The sequence below is a fragment of the Nakamurella lactea DSM 19367 genome (genome assembly GCF_000426645.1).
GTDB classification, from domain to species: Bacteria; Actinomycetota; Actinomycetes; order Mycobacteriales; family Nakamurellaceae; genus Nakamurella; species Nakamurella lactea.
This window is the reverse complement of the sequence record NZ_AUFT01000001.1, coordinates 671,527-686,888: the sequence shown is the minus strand read 5'-3', so window position 1 is coordinate 686,888 and position 15,362 is coordinate 671,527. Positions and strand designations below refer to the sequence as shown.

Here is a 15,362-nt window from a genome sequence, read left to right as displayed (position 1 = left end):
ACCCGGCGAAACCATCGTCACCACCCCCACCGGCCACCGATACGCCACCCTGCCACCCCACCAAACCGGCATGCCGGGCACCGCCGTCAGATGCTAGGTCCGATTCACCCTGACTGCCAACGGATCTCGCCACCGACCACCGTCGTCAGGACCGTGGTTGACGGAATTTGCTCCGGCGGGGCGGCGAGCGGATCGGTGTCCACGGCGACGAAGTCGGCCAGTCGGCCGGGCGTCAGCAGACCCTTGCGGTGGTCCTGGCCGGCGGCAAAGGCACTGCCAAAGGTGAAGGCAGCCAACGCCTCGACCGGGGTCAGCCGTTGTTCGGGTTGCCAGCCGCCCGGCGGACTGCCGTCGGCACGCTGGCGGGTGATAGCGGCGTGCAGACCAAGGAACGGATTCGGCGACTCGACCGGCGCGTCCGAGCCGAAAGCCAGTGGCGCACCGGCGTTCAGCAGCGTTCGCCAGGCATAGGCGAGCAGCTCGTGCCCGGCCAGTAGTTCGTCAGCCAGGTCGTAGTCGGTGGTGCAGTGGGTCGGTTGCATGGACGCCACGACGCCGAGCTCGGCCATCCGAGCCGCGTCCCCGGGACGCAGGTACTGGGTGTGCTCGATCCGTAGCCGCAGCCCGCCGAGGTCGAGGGTCCGATCCGCGGCCAACTCGGCGTAGGCGTCCAGCACCAGCTCGTTCGCCCGGTCACCGATCGCGTGGGTGGCCACGGCGATACCGGCGGTGACTGCCTTGCGAGCCAACGCAACGATCTCGTCGTACGGCGTCACCGCGATCCCGGTGTTCCCGGGATCGCCGGCGAACGGCCGGGCCATGTGGCAGGTGTGCGAGCCGAGCGCACCGTCGCCGAAGATCTTCACCGGGCCGGTGGAGAACCAGTCGTCGCCATCGCCGGTGCGGCGGCTCTGCTCGATCGCGCGATCGAGGAACGACACCGGGATCGCCTTGTGCACCCGGATCTTCAACGCCCGGTCCCGGTACAGCTGCAGGTAGGCGTCGCGGCAATCCTCGCCGTCGATGTCGTGGACGCTGGTCAACCCGACCGAGAGCAGTTGCTCCTGGGCCTGCAGCAGCAGCGTCGGCAGATCGTCGTTGTGCTCCACGGCCATCATCGCCTGCACCGGCCGGGCCGCTGCTTCCCGCAGGATCCCGGTCGGTTCGCCGGCGGCGTCCCGCGCATATTGCCCGCCGACCGGGTCCGGGGTGTCGGCGCCGATCCCGGCCCGCTGCAGGGCCATCGAGTTGGCCCAGCTGGTGTGCCCGTCGATGGTGGCAAGCAGCACGGGCCGGTCGGGGCAGACCCGGTCGAGGGCCTGCCGGTCCGGTTGCCGCGGCGGTGTCCACCGGTTGCTGTCCCAGCTGCCGCCGACCACCCAGGCGCCCTCCGGGAGCCGTGCAGCGTGGGCACCGATCCTGGTCAGCGCCTCGTCCAGGGTGGCCGTTCCGCGCAGATCGACCGCGACCGCATCGCGGGCCAGGGCGGCAGTGTGGATGTGCGCGTCGTACAGGCCGGGGAGTACCGCGGCGCCGTCCAGATCGATCGTCTGCACGACACCGCTCGCCGCGCCGGCCAGCTCGCCGGCGTCACCGACCGCGACGATCTGCTCGCCCTCGGTCAGCACCGCGGTGACCGGCGCCGCGCCTGGTACTCCGGTATGGATCCGGGGATGACGAAAGAGCCGTTGACTCATCGCTGATCTTCCTTCGCTTGTCGAGCTTGTCCACTACTGCTGCTGATGCTGCACGTCATGATCATCGCGAGTTGTGCGGCAGGGTCGACGAGGCACGGGCTGACCAGCCGGTGTGTCGGCGTGGGCGGCGACGCCGCCGGTCGAGCCGTGACCACCGGCGCCGCGTTCGGAGGCCGGTAGCTCGTCCACCTCGACGAACGCGGCGGTCTCCACCTTCTGGATCACCAGCTGAGCGATCCGGTCGCCGCGCTGCAGCCTGATCGGGGCGCGCAGGTCGTGATTGATGACGATCACCTTCAGCTCCCCGCGATAGCCGGAATCGATGGTGCCCGGGGCGTTGACCAACGCCATCCCGGCCCTGGCCGCCAGCCCCGACCGCGGGTGCACGAAGGCCGCGTATCCGTCCGGCAGGGCCATCGCGATCCCGGTGGGTAGCACGGCCCTCTCGCCCGGCTGCAGCAGCGCGTCAACGGTGGTCACCACGTCGGCGCCGGCGTCACCCGGCAGCGCGTACTGGGGCAGCGGTACCTCGGGATCAAGGCGCTGGATGAGGATCCGGACATCGGCGGCGGGCTGGGGTGGTTCCGGCGTCATGGCGGCCACGGTACAGACGCTGCACCGCCGTCAAATCTGCGCGCCCCTCGCACCTAAACTGGCTGGGTGACTACCACCGATGCAGCGCGGTCCGCCTCCGGCGCCGCCGACCCCGACGACCTGCCGAAGAACTACGACCCGGCGGCCGTCGAGGTAGCGCTGTACCAGCGGTGGCTCGAGGCCGGGTACTTCCACGCCGACGAACAGCGGGTGCTCTCCGGCGAGCGCCGGCCGTTCTCGATCGTGCTGCCGCCGCCGAACGTGACCGGCGACCTGCACGTCGGCCATGCCCTGGACCACACGCTGATGGACATCCTGGCGCGTTGGCACCGGATGCTCGGCGACGAGGTGCTCTGGATGCCCGGCATGGACCATGCCGGCATCGCCACCCAGAACGCGGTGGAGAAGCAACTCGCGGTGGACGGCAAGACCCGGCACGACTTCGGCCGCGAGCTGTTCATCGAGAAGGTGTGGGACTGGAAGAAGGAGCACGGGGGCGCGATCCTGGGCCAGATGAAGCGACTCGGCGACTCGGTCGACTGGGACCGCGAACGGTTCACCCTGGACGACGGGCTGTCGGCGGCGGTGCAGACCATCTTCAAGCGGCTGTACGACGACGGTCTCATCTACCGTGCCGAACGGATCACCAACTGGTGCCCGGGCTGTCTGACGGCGCTGTCCGACATCGAGGTGGACCACACCGACGACGAGGGTGAGCTGGTCTCGATCCGTTACGGGGACGGGGAAGACAGCGTGGTGGTCGCCACCACCAGGGTCGAGACGATGCTCGGCGACACCGCGGTGGCGGTGCACCCGGACGACCAGCGCTACTTGCACCTGATCGGCCGGACCGTCGCCCTGCCGCTGGTCGACAGGCAGATTCCGATCGTCGCCGACGAACACGTCGATCCGAGCTTCGGCACCGGCGCCGTGAAGGTGACCCCCGCACACGACCCGAACGACTTCGAGATCGGCCGCAGGCACGACCTGCCGATGATCAACATCCTCACCGAGGACGCGCACATCACCGGCACCGGAACGGTTTTCGACGGCCAGGACCGGTTCACCGCCCGCGAGACGGTCAAGCAGGCACTGCGCGAGCAGGGCCGCATCGTTGCCGAGAAGCGGCCGTACGTGCACGCCGTCGGCCACTGCTCACGGTCCGACGACGTGGTCGAGCCGCGACTGAGCCTGCAGTGGTTCGTCAAGGTCGGGCCGCTGGCCAAGGCCGCCGGCGACGCGGTGCGCGACGGCCGGACGCAGATCCACCCGTCGGAGCTGGCCGCCCGCTACTTCGACTGGGTCGACAACATGCACGACTGGACCATCTCCCGACAGCTCTGGTGGGGGCACCGGATTCCGGTCTGGTACGGCCCGGACGGTGAGATCCGTTGCGTCGGACCGGATGACGAGGCACCCGGCGACGGCTGGACCCAGGACTCCGACGTGCTGGACACCTGGTTCTCCTCGGCGCTCTGGCCGTTCTCCACCATGGGCTGGCCGGAGACCACCGACACGCTGAAGGCGTTCTACCCGACCAGTGTGCTGGTCACCGGCTACGACATCCTGTTCTTCTGGGTGGCCAGGATGATGATGTTCGGGCTGTATGCGATGGGCTCGACACCCGGACACGAGGATGACGCCACCCCGTTCCGGGTGGTGGCCCTGCACGGACTGGTCCGCGACCAGTCCGGCAAGAAGATGTCCAAGTCCAAGGGCAACGGGATCGACCCGCTCGAGTTGATCGAGGAGTACGGCGCCGATGCCCTTCGCTTCACCCTGACCCGCGGCGAGAACCCGGGCACCGATCTGGCACTGGCCACCGAATGGGTGGCCGGTTCCCGCAACTTCTGTTCGAAACTGTTCAACGCCACCAAGTTCGCGATGATCAACGGCGCCGAGCTGCCGCTCGCCCCGCTGGCTGCCGACAAGCTCACGGACGCCGACGCCTGGATCCTCGATCGGCTGGACGAGGTCATCGCCCGCACCGACGAGCTGCTCGCCGACTACCAGTTCGGCAAGGCCGCCGAGGGGCTCTACCACTACGCCTGGGACGAGTTCTGCGACTGGTACCTGGAACTGGCCAAGGTGCAGTTGCGGGACGCGCCTGAAACGGCGAGTACCACTCGGCAGGTGCTCGGCAGTGTGCTGGACGGCCTGCTGCGGCTGCTGCACCCGTTCATCCCGTTCGTCACCGAGACTCTGTGGACATCCCTGACCGGCAAGGCCGGCGGCCCGTCGTTGTTGATTGCCTCCTGGCCAACGGTTTCCGGGCGCGAGCACCGGCCGGCGGCCAGAAGCTTCATCGGCGATCTGGACCGGCTGGTCACCGAGATCCGGCGGTTCCGGGCCGACCAGGGACTGGCGCCGAACAAGGACGTCCCGGCCCGGATCGTCGGTGGCACACCGGGTGTCAACGCCCCCGCGGCCGCGCTCACCCGGCTGACGGCGCCGGCCGACGACTTCACCGTCTCGGCCGCCATCGAGGTCGGCCTGGTGGCCGGCCCGGTGACCATCGAGGTGGATACCCGCGGGACCATCGACGTGGCGGCCGAGAGGGCGCGGCTGGCCAAGGATCTCCTCGCCGCCGAGAAGGAGATCGCGGCCACCGAGGCGAAGCTGAACAACCCGAGCTTCACCGGCAAGGCACCGGACGCGGTGGTGGCGAAGATCAGGGCGCGCAACGAAACCGCCGTCGTCGAGCGGGAGCGGCTGCGGTCCAGGCTCGACGCGCTCGACGGAGCAGCGGAATGACCGGCCCGGACGACCCGCACCGTCAACTCGGCCCCGACCCGGCCGCGCCGGACGAGAACGACCCGGTGGTGCCGGAACTGGACGACGAGACCTCCGAGATCATCCCCGACTCGCCGCCGCTGGACCTGTTGACGGTCGAAACCATCCTCAACCGGCGCTGGCCGGAGACCAGGATCGAGCCGACCCTCGACCGGATCACCGCGCTGCTGGATCTGCTGGGGAACCCACAGACGGCCGCTCCGGTGATCCAGATCGCCGGCACCAACGGCAAGACCTCGGTGTCCCGGATGATCGACGCCCTGCTGTCCGGACTCGGCCTGCGCACCGGGCGGTTCACCTCCCCGCATCTGCAACTGGTGACCGAGCGGATCAGCATCGACGGCGAGCCGATCTCCGCCGAGCAGTACGTGCGGACCTACGCCGACATCGCCCCCTACATCGACATCGTCGACGCCCGCTCGGAGCAGGACGGGGGAGTGCCGCTGAGCAAGTTCGAGATCCTCACCGCGATGGCCTACGCCGCGTTCGCCGATGCCCCGGTCGACGTCATGGTGATCGAAACCGGGCTCGGCGGCACCTGGGATTCCACCAACGTCGTCGATTCGACAGTCGCGGTGATCACCCCGATCGGGATGGACCATCAGGACTATCTCGGCGACACCATGGCGTCGGTGGCCGGCAACAAGGCAGGCATCATCAATGCCGGTGCCACCGCGGTGATCGGCCCGCAGACCGCCGAGGCGATGGAGGTGCTGCTCGCCAGGGCGGTCGATCAGGACATCGCGGTCGCCCGGTACGACAGCGAATTCACCGTGCTCAGGCGGGACCTGGCCGTCGGTGGGCAGCGACTGGAGCTGCAGGGATTGTCCGCCGTCTACTCCGACATCTTCCTGCCGCTCACCGGGGAACACCAGGCGCAGAACGCCTCGCTGGCGCTGGCCGCGGTGGAGGCGTTCCTGGGTGCCGGCCGGAGCCGGGAGCTGGACGCCGATTCGATCCGGGACGCCTTCGCCACCGTCAGCTCACCAGGCCGGCTGGAGCGGGTCAGGACCTCGCCGACCATCCTGATCGACGCGGCGCACAATCCGCACGGCGCAACGGCTCTGGCCGCCGCGCTGCGCTCCGAGTACCACTTCGGCCGGCTGGTCGGGGTGCTCGCGGTGATGGCCGACAAGGACGCCGAGGGCATCATGGCGGCGCTGGCCGGATCCTTCGACGAGGTGGTCGTGACGGTGAACTCCTCGCCGCGCTCGATGCCCGCCGAGGAACTCGCCGACATCGCCAGGGACATCTTCGGTGACGCCAACGTCCAGGTCGCGGACCGGATGGACGACGCGATCGCGCTGGCCGTCGAACTGGCCGAGACCGGCGGCCCGGGTGAGGGCGATCCGCACGGGGCCGGTGTGCTGATCACCGGGTCGGTGGTGTCCGCCGGTGACGGCCGGACGCTGGCCGGGCTGACGCCGTCATGACCGGACCCGCCGGGCAGCTCCCGGATCCTGCACGGCCGGCCCGCCGCCCCGCCGATCCGGAACGTGGCCTTCGCGGCGCGATCTCGGCGACCCTGGTGCTGCAGGCGATCACCGTGCTGCTGGCCATCCCGGTCGCCAAGAACACCGGCAACGGGACCAACGGCTGGGGAATCGTCGCGATCATCGTGCTGGCCTTCGCGATGATCGGTGCCTGCGCGTTCGTCAAACGCGAGTGGTTCGGCTGGCTGCTGGCCGGTCTGCAGGTGCTGACCATCGCCGGCTGGGCGATCAGCGGACCGTTGGGCATCGTCGGCATCGTCTTCGCGATCGTCTTCGCCGTCATCTTCTATTTCCGCTACGAGTACCGGCGCCGGGCCGCGGCCGGCGAACTGCCCGGCCAGCAGCGCCCTGATAGCAGCGGCGAGCAGGTCCGCCGGTAACCTCGAGCCGGCTGCAGCAGCAGCACCCGAACCGAACGAGGAGTCAGACGCCGGTGTCCGAACGCACTCTTGTCCTGGTCAAACCCGATGGCGTCCAGCGGTCGCTGGTCGGCGAGGTGCTCGCCCGGATCGAACGCAAGGGGCTGTCCTTCGTCGCCCTGGAACTGCGTCAGGTCGACCGCGAGCTGGCGGAGGTGCACTACGCCGAGCATGCCGGGAAGCCGTTCTTCGCCGATCTGGTCGAATTCATCACCTCGGCGCCGCTGGTCGCCGCCGTGGTCGAAGGGCCGCGGGCGATCCCGGCGTTCCGCCAGCTGGCCGGCGGTACCGACCCGGTGGAGAAGGCCGCTCCGGGCAGCATCCGCGGCGACTTCGGTCTGGAAACCCAACTGAACCTGGTGCACGGCAGTGATTCCGCCGAGTCCGCCGCCCGGGAGATCGCGCTGTGGTTCCCGCAGCTGTGACGGTTGAGGTCCACCGGGTCGGGCCGGCCGGCTCGTTGGCCGCCGACAGCCAGTTCGGCGTGGCACTCACCACGTTGTGGCACGCCGTTTCGCAGGCCGGCGGCGCTGTGGGTTTCGCACCGCCGGTCGAGCGACCGGCGGTCGCCGCGAAGGCAGCGCCGGTGGTCGACGATCTGCGGTCCGGCCGTGCCCAAGGCATCGCGCTGATCGCCGGCCACGACCTGGTCGGCTTCGGCAGGCTGACACCCGGGACCGGGATCACCGCACACACCGGGTCCATCACCTTGGTGATGATCGACCCGACCCGACAGGGCAGCGGACTCGGCGCGCTACTGATGAATGAGCTCATGACGTTGGCCGCCGAGCTCGGGCTGGAGCGGGTCGAGCTGTCGATCAGGGACGGCCATCGGCTCGACGGGTTCTATCGCCGACACGGCTTCGTCGAGTGGGGCCGGCGGCCCGGTTGGGTCAGGGTCGCCGACGGCGACGACCGGGACGAGATCTTCCTCTGGGCGGACCCGCGGTCTGCCCGGTAGCGTTGGCCGGGAACGCGCGCCGCGTGGTCACCGACTGCCAGCAGAATCGCCACAGCGCGCACTGCTGTTCGGTTCGCTTCGCCCGTATGGTCTAGTTAGTTCGTCGACGGCAGGGACGAAGATGACTGGGTGGAAACGATGACGGCCTACCACCGTCTCGTCGGGCGTGACGATGAGATGCGCGCACTCGTCGACGCGTTCGAGGCATGCGCGGAGCGCGCCGTCGTGATCACCGTCAGTGGTGAGGCCGGGGTCGGCAAGAGCGCGCTGATCGACAACCTTGCCGAGTACGTCGCCGGCAACGGCGACCAGGTGCTGCGCGGTGCGTGCACCGTGGTGCTCAGCGAACCCATCCCGTACGCGCCGATCGCGGCCGCGTTGCGCAGTGCCGGGATCGGCACCGGGGATCTGAACGCCGTCAACCGGGGTGAGCTCTTCGAGCGCCTGTTGGACAAACTGACCGGTGCCAGGACCGGGGAGATCCGGCAGTTGCTGGCGTTGGACGACCTGCACTGGAGCGACGTCGGCACCATGGAACTGGTCGGGTTCCTGGCCCGGAACCTCCCGCCCGGCCACCTGGTCGCCCTCAGCCACCGAACCGACGAGCCGCCGGCCGATCCCGCGGCCCAGGTGGTGCTCGAGACGATCGCGGCGAATCGGCAGGTCCGCAGACTGGACGTGCAGCGGCTGTCGGTCGCGGATATGGCCGAGCTGTTCGCCCAGGAGCGCCGGCGCCCGGCGACCGACCACGAACTCCAGATCCTGCAGGCCCGGTCGGGCGGCAATCCGTTCATCGTCACCGAACTCGTCGAGGCCGGTGCGCTGGACACGCTGCCGCCGCGGCTGCAGGACGTGCTGACCATGCGTGCCGCGGGCCTGGGCGCGCCGGCCCGGCAGGTGGTGCAGTCGCTGGCCGTGCTGGGGCGGCCGGTGTCCCAACAACTGCTGGACGGCATCGTCGGCCTGACGCCGGATCAGGTGCTGGATGCGGTCGCCGAATGTGTCGCGGCCGGGATCGTCGTGGTCGAGCCGGGCGGGCAGGAGTACGGCTTCCGGCACGCGCTGACCCAGGACGCACTGCTGGCGCAGATGCTGCCCGGAGAGCGTCAGCGCATCCATCACCGGATCGCCGTCGCCTTGGATGCCGTGCCACACACCAGAAACGGTGCGAGTGGGGCGGCGGAGTGGGCGGCCCACTGGCGGGCCAGCGGCGACGACGACGAAGCATTCGCTGCCACCGTGGTCGCGGCGGCCAAGGCCGAACGGGCCTTCGCGCACCCCGACAGTTGGCGCCAGCACCAGCATCTGGTCGAGCTGATGGATGCCGGCCACGGACCGCAGGATGCACAGGGGCAGTCGGCGCTGTTGGGCGACGCCGCCGAATCGGCGCGGCGGGCCGGAGCGGCCGAGGACGCCGTGGAGCTGGCGCTGCGGGCGGTGGAGGGGATCACCGACCCGGCGGCCAGGGCGGTGAACATGGAACGGCTCGGTCGATGCCTGTGGGATGCCGGCGACACGGCCGGCGCCGGCCGCGCCTACGCCGAGGCCGATGCGCTGGTGGCCGACCTGCCGGTGTCCGAACTGCATGCCAGAATCGGCGCCTCCAGGGCCAGGCTGGCCATCCAGGCCGGCCGGTATGCGGAGGCGAAAGACTTCGCCCGTCAGGCGATCGCCCTCTCCGAGCAGGTCGCGGCCGCCGCAGAGCGGAGCCGGGCGCTGGCCGTGCTGGGCATGTGTCAGGTGCTGGCCGGCGAACTCGAGCCAGGGATCGAGCTGATTCGGGAGGCCTCCATCCTGGCGGCCGTGCACGGCGACGACGAGGATCGCCGGCGGGTCGCCGCGAACCTGGCGTTCTCGTTGCTGATCGCCGGGCACACGCAGGAGGCCTGCCGGACCGCGGTCGACGCGCTGGCCGTGGCCCGTCGGCAGAACGCGTTCGTCGGAACTGGCGCCGTGCTGGTCAACAACACGATCGTGCTGCTACGGATCGCGGGTAGGTGGGACGAGGCCGAGCAGCTCAGCGACGAGGCGTTCGCCGAGGGGGTGACGGCCGGGCAGGCGCTGCTGATCCGACTGGCCAGGGCGGAACTCGACATGGGCCGCGGCGATCAGGCGGCGGCCAGGGAGAACCTGGACGCAGCCGCCTATCTCGGGGAGCGGGAGACCTCCATCTCGATCACCGCCGACCTCTCGTTGGCCGAGGCGAGTTGGGCCCTGACCGAGGGCGATCTGGACCGGGCAGCCGAGTCGATCGACCAGGCGATCGCGGTCCTCGACACCGGAACCGAGAGTCGTGACCTGGCCCGGGCGTGCGCGCTGGGCCTGCGGATCGAAGCGGATCGGGGGGCGGAGGTGCTGGCTCGCCGGGATCACCGGCCAACCGCGGATCGAACCACGAAGTTGCGCCAGGCGGCTGCTGCGCTGGCCGTGGAGAGCCCGTCGCCGGAAGTCGCCGCGTTCTGCGGCCTCGCCGAGGCCGAGTGGGGCAGATCCCAGGGGCTGACGCCGGAATGGTCGGCGGTGGCCGACGCCTGGACCGCGCTGGAACGGCCCTTCGAGGAGGGTTACGCCCGATTCCGGCAGGCGGAGGTCAGCCTGTCGACCGATCGGGCGGCCGGTGTCGTCGAACTCAAGGCCGCGCACACCATTGCCGTTCGGCTCGGGGCCGGTCCGCTGTTGGCGGCGATCGTCGACCTCGGCCGGCGCAGCCGGATCCGGTTGGCGTCACCGGCAGTTGCCGGCCACGGCGCCGCGACCGGCGCCGACGAGTTCGGGCTGACCCGCCGGGAACGGGAGGTACTGGCCGAACTGACCCGGGGGCTGACGAACAAGCAGATCGCCGCCAGGCTGTTCCTGAGTCCGCGGACCGTTGACGTGCACGTGGGCAACGTGTTGATGAAATTGGGCGCCAGGACCAGGGCGGAGGCGGCCGCGACGGCCACCAGGTCCGGGCTGACGGACGGCGGAGCGACCGACCGTTCGGGGGAATCGATGATCAATCTGCCGCGCCAGCAATCCCGGAGCGGGCCAGGCGACTCTGCAAAGTACCCAGATCCCAACAGAAGGATGATTCACCATGACAGATGAGACCGCGAACTCCGGCAAGAGCGGCAAGGTTGCCCGCCCGAAAGACATGCACATCGCCGGCATTCCGGCCCAGCCCGCCGATATGCACATCGCCGGTAGCCCGGCAGAACCGGACGACATGCACATCGCAGAGGAGCCCACCGACGACAAGTAGTCGGCTTGGTTCCGGCGGAACTAGGTAGCGGAATTAGGTAAAGCTACGGATCCGCCGCGCGGCCGCTCCGAACAGACTCGATGCATCGGGATTCACCCATGATCGAGTTCGTCAGGAGCAGCACATGTCCACCAGCATTCTTGAGCCGCCGGTCACCGCCGACAGCCGGACTGTCGGTATCCCTCGTCAGGCCGACCCGCGCGGGCGGGTCGCGGACACCGTCCGGACCCCGCCCGCGCCGGCCGTGTTGCCGCTCGATCCATCGGACGAGCAGCTGCTGGCCCGGTTGATCGCCTGCGACGAGTTGGCCTGGCGTCAGGTGGTGGAGCGATACCACCGGCTGGTTGCCTGCTCGGTGCGGCGGGTGGTGTCCAACCCGTCAGACGTCGACGAGGCGATCCAGCGGACCTGGCTGGCGCTCTGGCGGTTCTCCGGTTCGGTCCGCGACGCCAGCCGGCTGCCGGGCTGGCTCTCGGTCACCGCGCGCCGGGAGGCGCTGGCCCTGATCAGGGCGCGCCGGCACGAGGTGCTGGTCGAGGATGCCGGGCGGCTGGACACGGCCTACGCACCGGACACCTCGGTGCTGGTCGAACAGGCCGAGCGGGCCAAGTACCTGCGCCGGGCCGTCGATCGGCTGCCCGAGCGCCAGCGCCGGTTGATGCTGGAACTGCTGGCCGACCGGGCGTCCTACGACGAGCTGAGCACGATGCTCGACATCCCACGGGGGAGCATCGGCCCGATGCGAGCACGGGCGCTGCGTGCCTTGCGGGAAATGCTGAAGTCGCTGGAAGCCTGAGCCGCCGCAGATCGCGCGTGCAGCGACGGTGACAGCCCGCATTTCCGGTACCTCGTCGACAACGTTCGGATCGGACGGTGTTAGGTCATGTTCCTCGACAGGTTCCGCCGGATCGTGGCAACCGGGCTCTTGTTCGTCGTCTGTGCCTGCGGTGGCGGAAGGTCCCCAGGCGCGCCGGTGAACGACCCGCCGGACGGCGGAGACGTACCCGGTGCGCCGCAGCGCACCGATCCGGTGCGGGTGCCGACCGCACCGATCAACATTCCGCCGATCTTCGACAAGCAGGGCCTGCCGATCGACCAGGTTCGCGAGCTGGTCTCCAGTGAGATCCGTGATGCCTGCGGCGACGGCGAACTCTGCGTGGACGTCGTGGTGGACCGCGGCGACAGCGACACGATCGACGAGTGCAGCTATCTGACGTCGGACCCCGCGTCGCACCCCGACGAGGACTTCGTGCTGGACCGCGGGTCGACCCTCACCCTGCTCACCGGATCGCGCACTCCCTGTGGCTAGCAGTCCGCGCCCGCGCCGGTTGTCGACGCCGAGACCGTCGCCGTCGGTCGTCGGCCGCGGGATGCCGGCCAGGGATGACGGAGCGCCCCCGTCGCCGTTCGACGGGCTCTCCCGATGGGCCCGCATCCTCGGGCAGGTGGTCGCCCCGACGACATTGGCGACGGCACTGCTGTTCTACTTCGGCTGGGCACATCTGTACTGGTTCTTCAACTACTTCGGGATCGATGCCACCGTGCTCGGCCCGAGCACCACCGACTACCTGATGCGCAGCGTCGACGCGCTGTTCATTCCGTTGATCGTCATCGCCGCGGTCTGCCTTGCCGTGATGTGGGGACACACGGCGCTGCCCGATCGCTGGCGCAGCTGGCCGCGGACCCGTCGGCAGACCGGCGCGCTCGTCGGCATCGGGATCCTGCTGCTGCTCAACGGTCTCAGCCGGCTGGTCGTCATCACCGTCTTCAACCGCGGGCTGTGCGTGGCGCCGATGAGCGTGATCGTCGGCATTCTGCTGATCTGGTACGTGATCGTGCTGCGCCGGCGGCGTCGGTGGGAGCGCGACCCCACCGCTCCTCGCCGTTCGGAGGCCGCGAACATCGCCGAGTGGGCGGTGATGTTCGTGCTCATCGCGATGAGCCTGTTCTGGATCGCGACGGACTACTCGGTCGCCGTCGGTCAGACCCGGGCGCGCCAGCTGGCGGCCGAGATGCCTGTCCAGCCGGGCGTCGTGCTGTTCAGCGAGAAGGACCTGCAGCTGAGTTCATCGGAGATCCGGACGACGGAGTGCTCGAACAGCCTCGGCGCCGAATCGGCATACCGCTTCCGCTACGACGGGTTGATCCTGCTGATCGAGATCGGCGGCCACTACGTCCTGCTGCCCAGGACGTGGCGACGTGGAGCGGATACGGCCATCGTCATTCCCCAGGACGACGTCGGCACCCTGCGCTTCGAATTCGCGAGTTCGGCCGGATACCGTCCGCCGCCGGCCTGCTGACCGCCCGGAAACCGGTTCCGGTCTGTCGGTCCCAGCCGGTAACCTTCGCGCAGTGACAACAGCCGCCCCCGCCCCCGCGGCGACCTCGATGATTCACGCCGCCGGGCTCACCAAGTCCTTCGACACCAAGGGTGGCGAAACGGTGCACGCGGTACGCGGCATCGATCTGGACGTGCCCCGTGGCGAGGCCTTCGGCTTCCTCGGGCCGAACGGCGCCGGCAAGTCGTCAACCATGCGAATGATCGCCTGCGTCTCGCCACGCACCGACGGCGAACTGTCCATCCTCGGGATGGACCCGAACACCCAGGGCATCGCCATCCGTGACCGACTCGGCGTCGTGCCACAGCAGGACAACCTGGACGAGGAACTCACGGTCCGGGAGAACCTGTACGTCTACGCCCGTTACTTCGGCTTCTCCAAGACCTACTGCTGGGCCAAGGCCGACGAGCTGCTGGAGTTCGCACAGCTCACCGAGAAGGCGAACGCGAAGGTCACCGCGCTGTCCGGCGGGATGAAGCGGCGGCTGACGATCGCCCGCTCACTGGTCAACGACCCGGAGCTGCTGCTGCTCGACGAACCGACCACCGGCCTGGACCCGCAGGCGCGACATGTGCTGTGGGACAGGCTGTTCCGGCTCAAACAGGCGGGGGTGACGCTGGTCCTCACCACCCACTACATGGACGAGGCGGAGCAGCTGTGTGACCGCCTGGTGGTGATGGACGGCGGGCAGATCGTCGCCGAGGGATCGCCGGCCCAGTTGATCGCCCGTTACTCGACCAGGGAAGTGGTCGAGCTCCGGTTCGTTCCCGGCACCCAGCACGCCGCCGAACCGGTGGCCAGCAAGCTGGTCGACCGGCTGGAGGTGCTGCCGGACCGGCTGCTGCTCTACACCCAGGACGGTGACGACACCCTGGAGCAGGCGCACGCCGCCGGCATCGAACCGGTCGCGTCGCTGGTCCGCCGGTCAACCTTGGAGGACGTGTTCCTGCGACTCACCGGCCGGAGCCTGGTGGACTGATGACCACCGTTGACGAGAAGGCCGGCGTGCGTGCGGCCGACGAGCCGATCCGGCGGCCGGCGACCGCCTGGACCTATCGCATCCGGACCTGGGAGTACCTGCTGCGGCAGTGGCGGCCGTACTTCTGGTCCGGCCTGGCCGAGGCGGCCGGTGCCCCGTTGCTCTACCTGTTGGCGCTGGGCCTGGGGATGGGCTCGCTGATCAACAAGCGCGGGACCGAGGCGCTCGGCGGGGTGACGTACGTCGAATACATCGGACCTGCCCTGCTGTGCGGCGCGGCTCTGCAGATCGCTTTCAGCGAGGCGAGTTTCGCGACCTTCGGCAGGTTCAAGTGGCATCGGACCCTGTGGGGGATCACCTCGACCCCGATCACCCCGGCAGTCGCCGCCGACGCCCATGTGATGTTCATCAGCACCCGGTTGCTGTTCTCGGCGGCGCTGTACTACCTGGTGCTGCTGGTCTTCGGCGCCGCCGGTGGCGTCGCCGGGATCCTGATGATTCCGATCGCGGTGCTGACGGCGATCTCCTGCGCGGTCTGGATCATGGTGCTGTCGGCGACGATCGAGGACGACGCGTCGGTCGCCTTCAACATGGTGTTGCGCTTCGGCATCATTCCGATGTCGTTGTTCTCGGCGTCGTTCTTCCCGATCAGCCAGCTGCCGTGGGCGGTGCGCTGGCTGGCGTTCTTCTCGCCGCTGTGGCACGGCAACGAACTGGCCCGCGGGTCGGCACTCGGCGGCCTGCCGCTGTGGCAGGCGGCCGTCCACCTGAGCGTGCTGATCGCCGTGTTCGTCACGGGATTCCTGGTGGTCCGCAAGCGTTTCGAAAAGCGACTGGTGGTCTGAG

14 protein-coding genes are annotated in these 15,362 nt (G+C 69.4%); 12 read left to right on the top strand and 2 right to left on the bottom strand.

Going from position 1 to position 15,362, the window contains the following annotated elements:
• Positions 1 to 104 precede the first annotated feature (104 nt).
• On the bottom strand, positions 105 to 1,697 hold the full coding sequence (locus tag K340_RS0103355) for an amidohydrolase (protein WP_029135661.1): 1,593 nt from the start codon (positions 1,695 to 1,697) through the stop codon (positions 105 to 107).
• Positions 1,698 to 1,730: 33 nt separating this feature from the next.
• Positions 1,731 to 2,291 (bottom strand): dUTP diphosphatase, encoded by a 561-nt coding sequence (gene dut / locus K340_RS27195; RefSeq protein WP_084613962.1) that lies wholly within the window; start codon positions 2,289 to 2,291, stop codon positions 1,731 to 1,733.
• A 66-nt stretch (positions 2,292 to 2,357) separates the two neighbouring features.
• Here dut and K340_RS0103345 point away from each other — a divergent pair, with 66 nt between their 5' ends.
• The 12 genes from K340_RS0103345 to K340_RS27185 all read left to right on the top strand — a co-directional run bounded on the left by K340_RS0103345 (position 2,358) and on the right by K340_RS27185 (position 15,361).
• Positions 2,358 to 5,045 (top strand): valine--tRNA ligase, encoded by a 2,688-nt coding sequence (locus K340_RS0103345; RefSeq protein WP_051264915.1) that lies wholly within the window; start codon positions 2,358 to 2,360, stop codon positions 5,043 to 5,045.
• A 77-nt stretch (positions 5,046 to 5,122) separates the two neighbouring features.
• Positions 5,123 to 6,517, top strand: coding sequence for a bifunctional folylpolyglutamate synthase/dihydrofolate synthase (locus K340_RS0103340; protein WP_037362600.1), 1,395 nt, complete (start codon positions 5,123 to 5,125; stop codon positions 6,515 to 6,517).
• On the top strand, positions 6,514 to 6,957 hold the full coding sequence (locus K340_RS0103335; protein WP_029135658.1) for a DUF4233 domain-containing protein: 444 nt from the start codon (positions 6,514 to 6,516) through the stop codon (positions 6,955 to 6,957). The genes K340_RS0103340 and K340_RS0103335 overlap by 4 nt, the downstream gene beginning before the upstream one ends.
• 53 nt (positions 6,958 to 7,010) lie before the next feature.
• A complete protein-coding gene (gene ndk / locus K340_RS0103330) occupies positions 7,011 to 7,421 on the top strand; it encodes a nucleoside-diphosphate kinase (RefSeq protein ID WP_029135657.1) in 411 nt (136 codons plus the stop codon).
• Positions 7,418 to 7,957, top strand: coding sequence for a GNAT family N-acetyltransferase (locus K340_RS27190; protein WP_051264913.1), 540 nt, complete (start codon positions 7,418 to 7,420; stop codon positions 7,955 to 7,957). The genes ndk and K340_RS27190 overlap by 4 nt, the downstream gene beginning before the upstream one ends.
• A gap of 138 nt (positions 7,958 to 8,095) precedes the next feature.
• Complete coding sequence (locus K340_RS0103320; RefSeq protein WP_029135656.1) at positions 8,096 to 11,044, top strand: ATP-binding protein; 2,949 nt, start codon at positions 8,096 to 8,098, stop codon at positions 11,042 to 11,044.
• Complete coding sequence (locus K340_RS35650; protein ID WP_154674043.1) at positions 11,034 to 11,198, top strand: hypothetical protein; 165 nt, start codon at positions 11,034 to 11,036, stop codon at positions 11,196 to 11,198. Before K340_RS0103320 ends, K340_RS35650 begins: the two co-directional genes overlap by 11 nt.
• A 124-nt stretch (positions 11,199 to 11,322) precedes the next feature.
• Positions 11,323 to 11,994, top strand: a complete 672-nt coding sequence (locus K340_RS0103310) for an RNA polymerase sigma factor (protein ID WP_051264911.1) — start codon at positions 11,323 to 11,325, stop codon at positions 11,992 to 11,994.
• A 177-nt stretch (positions 11,995 to 12,171) separates the two neighbouring features.
• On the top strand, positions 12,172 to 12,507 hold the full coding sequence (locus tag K340_RS0103305; RefSeq protein ID WP_211229236.1) for a hypothetical protein: 336 nt from the start codon (positions 12,172 to 12,174) through the stop codon (positions 12,505 to 12,507).
• A 136-nt stretch (positions 12,508 to 12,643) separates the two neighbouring features.
• Positions 12,644 to 13,498 carry a hypothetical protein gene (locus K340_RS0103300; RefSeq protein ID WP_154674042.1) on the top strand — a complete coding sequence of 285 codons (855 nt, stop codon included), beginning with the start codon at positions 12,644 to 12,646 and terminating at the stop codon, positions 13,496 to 13,498.
• An 88-nt stretch (positions 13,499 to 13,586) separates the two neighbouring features.
• A complete protein-coding gene (locus tag K340_RS0103295; RefSeq protein ID WP_051264909.1) occupies positions 13,587 to 14,516 on the top strand; it encodes an ABC transporter ATP-binding protein in 930 nt (309 codons plus the stop codon).
• Positions 14,516 to 15,361: an ABC transporter permease gene (locus tag K340_RS27185; RefSeq protein ID WP_051264906.1), complete on the top strand. Its 846-nt coding sequence runs from the start codon at positions 14,516 to 14,518 to the stop codon at positions 15,359 to 15,361. Before K340_RS0103295 ends, K340_RS27185 begins: the two co-directional genes overlap by 1 nt.
• Position 15,362: the final 1 nt, after the last annotated feature.

Coding starts and splice junctions, on each gene's coding strand:
- K340_RS0103335 (WP_029135658.1), top strand. CDS start 6,514: ATGACCGGACCCGCCGGGCAGCTCCCGGATCCTGCACGGCCGGCCCGC.
- K340_RS27185 (WP_051264906.1), top strand. CDS start 14,516: ATGACCACCGTTGACGAGAAGGCCGGCGTGCGTGCGGCCGACGAGCCG.
- K340_RS35650 (WP_154674043.1), top strand. CDS start 11,034: ATGACAGATGAGACCGCGAACTCCGGCAAGAGCGGCAAGGTTGCCCGC.
- K340_RS0103295 (WP_051264909.1), top strand. CDS start 13,587: ATGATTCACGCCGCCGGGCTCACCAAGTCCTTCGACACCAAGGGTGGC.
- dut (WP_084613962.1), bottom strand. CDS start 2,291: ATGACGCCGGAACCACCCCAGCCCGCCGCCGATGTCCGGATCCTCATC.
- K340_RS0103320 (WP_029135656.1), top strand. CDS start 8,096: ATGACGGCCTACCACCGTCTCGTCGGGCGTGACGATGAGATGCGCGCA.
- K340_RS0103310 (WP_051264911.1), top strand. CDS start 11,323: ATGTCCACCAGCATTCTTGAGCCGCCGGTCACCGCCGACAGCCGGACT.
- K340_RS0103355 (WP_029135661.1), bottom strand. CDS start 1,697: ATGAGTCAACGGCTCTTTCGTCATCCCCGGATCCATACCGGAGTACCA.